6 protein-coding genes and 2 pseudogenes are annotated in these 7704 nt (G+C 65.9%); 3 read left to right on the forward strand and 5 right to left on the reverse strand.

The features are described from left to right. Positions 1 to 285, forward strand: a pseudogene (locus AC1DO7_RS37450) (NAD(P)-dependent alcohol dehydrogenase); the annotation flags it as partial. Here the strand turns inward: AC1DO7_RS37450 and AC1DO7_RS37455 are convergent. The 5 genes and pseudogenes from AC1DO7_RS37455 to AC1DO7_RS37475 all read right to left on the reverse strand — a co-directional run. After that, positions 275 to 466: pseudogene (locus AC1DO7_RS37455) on the reverse strand (hypothetical protein); the annotation flags it as partial. The pseudogenes AC1DO7_RS37450 and AC1DO7_RS37455 overlap by 11 nt on opposite strands. A gap of 166 nt (positions 467 to 632) precedes the next feature. Next, positions 633 to 1142: a hypothetical protein gene (locus AC1DO7_RS37460; RefSeq protein WP_441620420.1), complete on the reverse strand. Its 510-nt coding sequence runs from the start codon at positions 1140 to 1142 to the stop codon at positions 633 to 635. A gap of 254 nt (positions 1143 to 1396) precedes the next feature. Beyond that, complete coding sequence (locus AC1DO7_RS37465) at positions 1397 to 1600, reverse strand: YgaP family membrane protein (protein WP_267601401.1); 204 nt, start codon at positions 1598 to 1600, stop codon at positions 1397 to 1399. Positions 1601 to 2027: 427 nt separating this feature from the next. Beyond that, positions 2028 to 4328, reverse strand: coding sequence for a heavy metal translocating P-type ATPase (locus tag AC1DO7_RS37470; protein WP_441620418.1), 2301 nt, complete (start codon positions 4326 to 4328; stop codon positions 2028 to 2030). Between the two features lie 7 nt (positions 4329 to 4335). Then, entirely contained in the window at positions 4336 to 4671 is a 336-nt protein-coding gene (locus tag AC1DO7_RS37475) for an ElaB/YgaM/YqjD family protein (protein WP_441620416.1), read from the reverse strand. Between the two features lie 476 nt (positions 4672 to 5147). Between AC1DO7_RS37475 and AC1DO7_RS37480 the strand changes: the two genes are divergently transcribed. Both AC1DO7_RS37480 and mgtA read left to right on the forward strand, forming a co-directional pair. After that, on the forward strand, positions 5148 to 5399 hold the full coding sequence (locus AC1DO7_RS37480; RefSeq protein ID WP_441620414.1) for a hypothetical protein: 252 nt from the start codon (positions 5148 to 5150) through the stop codon (positions 5397 to 5399). A gap of 111 nt (positions 5400 to 5510) precedes the next feature. Beyond that, a partial coding sequence (gene mgtA, locus AC1DO7_RS37485; RefSeq protein WP_477117313.1) for a magnesium-translocating P-type ATPase occupies positions 5511 to 7704 on the forward strand: 2194 nt, incomplete at its 3' end.

Consider the following 7704-nt stretch of genomic DNA (forward strand, 5'->3'; position numbering starts at 1 on the left):
GTGCTCAAGCCGGGAGGCACGCTGTCAAGCCTGGGCGTCTATTCAAGCGACCTGCGCATCCCACTTGACGCTTTCCATGGCGGCCTTGGCGATAATCGCATCCTGACGGCGCTGTGCCCCGGTGGCAAGGAGCGGATGCGCCGCCTGATGCAGGTCATTCAGAGCGACAGGTTGAATCTCGGGCCGCTCGTCACGCATCGGTTCAAGCTTGATCAGATCGAATTGGCGTACGAGTTGTTCGCCAACCAGCGCGATGGCGTGCTGAAGGTAGCCATCACGCCTTGAACACTGCCACACGCCGCGGTTGCGGTGCGCGCGGGCTCGCATGGCAACGGTCTGCTTGCAGCGCGGCCACTTCGTCCGGCCGCCCCGGCCTGCCGACCGGGATCTGAGGCATGATCCTGGTCTGGAGAATGTCGGCAGGGATGTCCGTGACCATGTGCCTGGCAAGGTAGCCTGGCGCTAGCGGTCTAGCCAGGTTTGCACGTGGTCATTGCCCGGCGAATGAGTGGCTGCCACGTGCTATCCGGCGTCGCTCAGGCGGATCGAAATGGCTTCACCCAGTCCACCCGCCGCCGGTCACCGGCGCGATCCGCCATGAAGGTAGGCTGGCCGGCGCCTCGCCTGCGTGCTCAACTGGCATGGGCGGGCCTCTTTCGCGAACTGGCTGCGGCGCCACCTCCTACTTCGGCGCCGGTGCCGTTCAACGCGGGATTCCACGCCGTGGCTTGTCTGAATTTCTCGAATATTTCCTGCACCGGCGCCACCATCGAAGCGGTATTCCCCGCCTGCTGCAAGCTCATCGCCTGGCATCGCTGCCAGGACTCGCCGATCTCGCGCATCTGTTCGACGATGGCGGTCTGGTTGTGGATGGCTAGACTCATCCACGCTTGCATCAGGTGCGCGCAATGCTCGGCTTCGGTGCGCAGGAAAGTGACTGGCAGCGCGGCGAGCGCGGCGATGTTGTTTGCATTGGCAAGTTGCGCACCCACTTCGCGCGTTGTCTTGATGTCCTTGCGGATGGCTTCCAACTGGAATTCAAGGAAACGCTGGCGGCTCTCCTGCAACAGGGTCAGCGCACGCAGGCCCGCCTCGCAATTGGCGCTGAAGTATGCGAGTGGGACGTCAGTCTGGTCCGTCATGGTCTCTCTCCGTGATTGGCGCGCATACCCTGTGCCGCTGCAACGCCATGCTTATTCCCACGCGGGAAGAGCCCCGGATTGGCATTGCTGGAAAGGACGAGTGCAGGGCATGCATGTCAGGCAACTCGTCTGCGAGATGCTTCTGAAGCGTGGCGGCCGCGCTCGTTGATCCACATCGAGCGTTGGGCCTTCCATGGCGTGTCGCCAGTGGGAATGGCGGCGACTCCTGGCCGTTGCCGCGGGCGTCGGCCGGATCAGCCGGGCTTTCCGCCCGAGGCCGGGCAGGTCCTGACGCCGAGCAGGCTGTAGAGAGGACAGATGCGGACGAGCCCCGTCAGGACCGGAATCACGCCGATCCATCCCCACACACCGATCGTGCCGGTGACGGCAAGGCCGATCAAGGCCAGGCCGACGACGATCCTGAGAGTGCGGTCAACCGTACCGATATTGGTTTGCACAGCGTCCTCCTTTCGATAGCCCGTTAAATACAGGTGCGGCGTCGCCGGGTTCGTTTCGCAATTCGGCGGCTGCACGAGCCCAATATATCCAGCTGGCTACCGGTGGCGTTGATCTATGGCAACTTTGATGCGTACCAGCGCTGGAGTGCCTGCCGCGCCGTTAAACGGCTCCCGTGTCAGCGGCCGCGTCGCGGGCACTTCGACTCGCAATAGACCCAGTCGCCTTCCATCTCATTGACGCGCAGGCGAACAGGCGACGACACGCTTGCCAGCCATGATGGTTTTGGTCCGTGTCAATCTGACTGCGGGCGCCGATTGTTCCAGTATTGTCGGTGACGCCGCGCGCGGCTTGATCCAGCGCAATGCGGCGCGAGGTGGAACGAGTCGTCGACCATTCTTTTGCCCTCATGTGCGGCGGCGTTGGCAATCAGGCGTCGCCCAACGCCTGATACAGCTCGTCCTCCTGCGCGAAATGCAGACGCAGAATCGCATTCAGCTCATACAACAGGTGCCGGACCTCCTGCGCGCTTTCCAGGTCGAGGCCGTCCGCCGCCTGGTCGGCGGCGATGCGCTCTAGCATGCCCACCAGATGGAATATCTCGCGATGCCCGCCGCTCAGGGCGGCCAGCGGGTCCTTGCCGCCAAGCCGTTGCGCCAGCTCCGGATACAGATTGGCGTCGTCGCGGAGCTCATGCGCGAGCAATTGCTGGCGCAATGCCTGATTGAGTTGCGCGAGTTCCACGGCCGCGACTCTCCCAGGGAGRCCGGCTACGCGATCCGCCATCGATCTCACTTGGCCGAGCACCTGTCTCAGTTCGCTGTGTTCGGCCTTCAGTTTCGTGGCTTCGGCCGGCGTGATTTGCGCGGGCCGCCAGTCCGGCCCTGGCTTGCGTGCCCGCAGTGCATTCAGGATCACCGCGACATCGATCAGTTCCTGCAGCAGCGCACCTGCCAGCGGCGGCAAGTAGCCGAACGCGGCTACTATCATCGCCGCCAGGGATAGCGCCATGCCCGCCACGACGCTCTGCACGGCGATACGGCGCGCGCGGCGGGCGATCTGGATCGCCTCAGCCAGTCGGTCCAGGCGGTCCACCAGCAGTACGACGTCTGCTGCCTGCGCCGACGCAGCGGCGCCCGCCGCGCCCATCGCCACCCCGACATCGGCAGCCGCCAGCGCGGGCGCGTCGTTGACGCCATCGCCGACCATGATGACCGTATCGTGGCGCTGCGCCTCGCGGATTGCCGAGAGCTTCTGCGCTGGCGTCTGCTGGGCGCGCACTTCCGTCACGCCAAGCATCGCACTGGTCATCTGCGCCACGTCGTCGCGATCTCCGGTCACCATGACCATGCGCCAGATTCCGGCCTGCCTGAGCAACCGCAACGCACGGGGCGTGTCGAGCCGGATCTGGTCCTCGAGCTGCAGCGCGCCGCCCATGGCGCCATCGATGCCAAGAAAGACGGCCGACGTGCCCTCATAGCTCATTCGCCGCAACAGCGCCGTGCTCCATGGCTTGGGCGCGGTTGTCTTAGCCACATGGGCCAAGGAGCCCATGGTGACAACGTGTCCGTCGACGATGCCTCTCAGGCCGGCGCCTGGCTCCTCGCAGACCTGCGCTGGCAACGCCAGCGCCAGGCCGCGCTCGCGTGCCGCGGCCACCAGCGCGCGGGAACTCACATGCACCGATGCCTGTGCCAGCGAGGCCGCCAGGCGCAGCACGTCGTCTGGCGCGTGTCCCGGCGCTGCCTCGATTGCCGAAACGTGGGCATGGCCGGCAGTCAGCGTGCCCGTCTTGTCGAAGAACAGCACGCGGCTCTGCGCCAGCCTTTCGAGTGCGGCGCCGCTTTTGACCAGGATGCCCCGGCTGGAACTACGCGACATGCCACAGACGATGGCCACGGGCACCGCCAGGATCAGTGGGCAGGGCGTCGCTACGACCAGCACCGCAAGCGCCCGCCGTGCATCGCCGGTAATGAACCAGGCCACACCAGCCACCACCAGTGCAAGGGGCACCAGCAGCAGGGCGTAGCGGTCGGCCATACGCATCGACGGGCTGCGGCTTTGCTGTGCTTCCATCACGAGGCGGACAATGCCAGAGTAGGTACTTTGTGCCGCCGTGGCGCCGGCAAGCATCTCGAACGGCGCTCCGGCGTTGACCACGCCGCTATGCAGCGGCTCGCCCGGCGCGCGACGCTGCGGCATCGCCTCGCCGGTCAGGGTGGATTCGTCCAGGTCAGCGGCCTCGATCAGCGTCCCGTCGACGGGTACCACTTCGCCGGCGCGTACGAGCAGGCGGTCGCCCGGATGCACGAGGTCCAGCGGCACCAGCCGCCATTCGCCCTCTTCGTAGCGGCTTGCCTCGCGCGGGGCGTGGCGCAACAGGGCGCTCATCTCGCTTGAGGCGCGCGCTTCCGCGTAGCTCTCTAGTGCGCGTCCGCTCGCCAGCATCAGGGCAATCACGGCCGCGGCGAAGCGCTCGCCAAGCCACCATGCGAAGCCGATGGCCAGCAGCGCCAGGACATCGACCCCAGCTTTGCGGCGCCATGCCGCCAGGACTGTGCCGGCACTCAGGGCGACCAACACCGGCAGGATGCCGATCAGCCACACGGTGCGGGCGAGCGCGGCCGATCCGAACCAATACAGCAGCGATCCTGCGGTTAGCGTGACCGCGGAGGCCGCCAGGAGCCCCAGATCGAGCCAGGGATGGCGGCGAGGCTCCGCGAGCGCCATGTCAAGATCAATCGCGGCGGGTGAGCGCGATGGCGAGAAGCGCCCCGCAGGCGGCGGCAATGGCTGCGGTCGTGCCAAGCGCGCGCCATGGGTGTGCCTGTACATACTCCTCGCCGGAATCTGCCCAATCCCGTACCTGCTCGCGGCCCTGCGCCTGCAACTCGCGTAGCCGCAGTTGCAATGTCTCCAGCCGTGTCTTGAACTGCTCGCGGGCTTGACCGGCTTGCTCGCCGGTCAAGGCGGCGGCGTCGCGCAGCAATGCCTGCACATCTGACAACAGGACATTGATATCGCGCTGTAGCGTGGCACGGTGCGCGGACAGGGCGGATCTGAGGTCGTTCACGGCGGTCTCCTGGCTGGTTCAACGAAGTGAATGCGGTGGGATGAGGCGTGTCGGATCCGCCATGGGGGATGGCGGAATGGTATCTCCAACTATAGGCAGGGCTCCGGCGCGTCGGTTGACCGGCGTCAAGTCCGGAAGGACGCTCCGCGCCACAGGCGTGATTGATCTGCATCAATGGCCGCCGAGCGCCCGACACTAGACTGAATGCACGGCACCGGCGTGCCTTGGCGACCCCTGGCCATCGCCGATGTACTCCATGGGCGACTTGATCGGCCCGTATCAAGGTCAGGCCAGGAGAAGCATGATGAGGATCGAAGAGAGTTGCCCGCTGTCCGCCGTTCATCTCCCGCATAAGTGCACACCGCGGGGCAGAGGCACGACCGCCATGTCGGTGCGCTGATGGTGACAGAGCCATTCGGAGGCGGCCAGCGCGCGATGGGCATCGTAACGGATCGCGACATCGTACTTGCAAGACCATGGTGCCTGGCATTCCCAACCTCGCTTACCAGTTGCTGGTGAACGTGCTGCAGGAGTTGCAGGCCGACGTCCAGGCCGGCACCGCCGGTTACCTTCAAGTGCTGGTGGCGGACGCGCAGTACCACCAGGCCGAGATCGGCTACCTGCAGGCGAGGACCCGGCGGCTGCAGGGCACCGCGGCCTTGTTCTTGGCGCTGGGCGGGAGTTGGGACGCCAGTGCTGCGCAAGCACAGGCAAGGCCGCCATCATGATTGGCCGGGCGATCCAGTACCTGGGCGAAACGGTGGGCCGGCTACGGTGCCAGCCTCCTGCATCGGCGCAAGGCGCGGCAGGTACCGCGCCGACGGACAGGCTCCGGCGGCGTGCCGGACGCGCTGCTGCGGGCCGCCGGCATTCCGCCGGCGACCCTGCTGCAGCAACTGGATACCAGCCCGGAGGGGCTGACAGGCGCCGAGGCCATCGCGCGCCTGCAAAACGTCGGCCCCAACCTGGTGGATCACGAGCGCCCGCGCCCGGCGGTGCTGGACCTGCTGCGCCGTTTGCTCAATCCGCTCAATGTGATGCTGCTGACCCTGGCAGCGGTATCCTCAGCTATCCACGACTACGACGCCGCCGCGGTAATTGCCGTGATGGTGATGCTTAGCGTTGGCTTGGCCACGGTGCAGGAGCGCCGCTCCGGACGCGCTGCTGCGGCGTTGCGCGCCATAGTGCATACCACCGCCACCACGCAGCGCCGGTCGGAGCCAGGGGCATTGCCCATCACCAGCGAACTGCCGATCGGCGCGCTGGTGCCGGGCGACATCGTTCACCTGTCGGCAGGTGACCTCGTTCCGGCCGATGCCCGGCTGCTGACTTCCAAGGACCTGTTCGTCAACCAGTCGGCCCTCACCGGAGAATCGCTGCCCGTGGAAAAGTTCGCGCTGGAGAGCGCTAGCGGCGACGGACCTGGCACGCTGGAGAATATGGTGCTGATGGGCACGGCCGTGGTCAGCGGCAGCGCGACCATCGTGGTGGTGCTGACCGGGCCGCGCGCCGTGTTCGGCGGCATCGCCCGCTCGCTTGAGGAAGAGACGTCCGGCACCGTGTTCGAGCAAGGCCTGCAGCGTTTTGCACGCCTGATGATCGGCCTGATCGTGATCCTTGCGCCGCTGGTGTTCCTGATCAACGGGCTGACCAAGGGAAACTGGCTGGAGGCGCTGCTGTTCGCGGTGGCCGTCGCCGTGGGGCTGACCCCCGAGATGCTGCCGATGCTGGTGACCGTGAACCTGGCAAAGGGAGCGCTTGCCATGTCGCGCCGCAAGGTGATCGTGAAACACCTCAGCGCCATCCAGAACCTGGGCGCCATGGATGTGCTGTGCACCGACAAGACAGGCACTCTGACGCAGGACCGCATCATCCTGAAGAAGCATGTGGATCTGGCGGGGCATGAGACCGCGCGTGTGCTGGAATTCGCCTACTTGAACAGCTACCACCAGTCCGGCTTGCACAACCTGCTGGACAAGGCGGTGCTCCTGCATGACGAGGTGGGCGAAACGCTGCGGCAGGAGGGCGGCTACTGCAAGATAGACGAAGTGCCGTTCGATTTTGAGCGGCGCCGCATGTCGGTTGTGGTGGACGGGCCGCAGGGCAGGCTTCTGGTCTGCAAGGGTGCGGTGGAGGAAGTCTATGCCGCATGCGCCAGCGCCGAACTCGGAGGGCAGGCCATGGCGCTTGATGACTCGCATCGCCACTCGCTGATGACGGTCTGCAACGCACTCAACGAAGATGGCTTCAGGGTGATCGCGATCGCCTACAAACTTTTGCCGCCGGCGCCGGACACGCAGCCGTATTCGGTGGCCGACGAATCCGCGCTGATCCTGCTTGGCTATATCGCGTTCATCGACCCGCCCAAGGATAGCGCGGCACCGGCGCTGGCCGCCCTGCGCGACAGCGGCATCGAGGTCAAGGTGCTGACCGGCGACAGCCCGGTGATCGCGCGCAAGATATGCCGGGAAGTCGGCCTCGACGTGGATCGGGCCGTACTCGGCGCGGACATCGACGGGCTCTCGTCGCAAGCGCTGGGGGAACTCGCGGAGCGCACGCAGCTCTTCGCCAAGCTGGCGCCGGCGCACAAGGCGGCCATCGTCAAGGCCCTGCGGGCGCGCGGACGGGTGGTGGGCGTACTGGGCGATGGCATCAACGACGGGCCTGCCTTAAAGACGGCCGACGTGGGCATCTCGGTGGACAGCGGCGCCGATATCGCCAAGGAGTCTGCCAGCATCATCCTGCTGGAAAAGAGCCTGTTGGTCCTGCATGACGGCGTGATCGAAGGTCGCAAGGTCTTTGCCAACCTGCTCAAGTACCTGCGCATGGGTGCTAGCTCCAACTTCGGCAATATGTTCAGCGTGCTCGGCGCGAGTGCCTGGCTGCCGTTCCTGCCGATGGCGCCGATCCAGGTGTTGACCAACAACCTGCTCTACGATTTTTCGCAGACTGCGCTGCCGACCGACAACGTGGACGACGATGCCGTCGGCCGGCCGCGCCGCTGGGAGATCGGCAAGCTCGGCCGCTATATCC

It is taken from the genome of Cupriavidus sp. 05N40 (assembly GCF_056397305.1).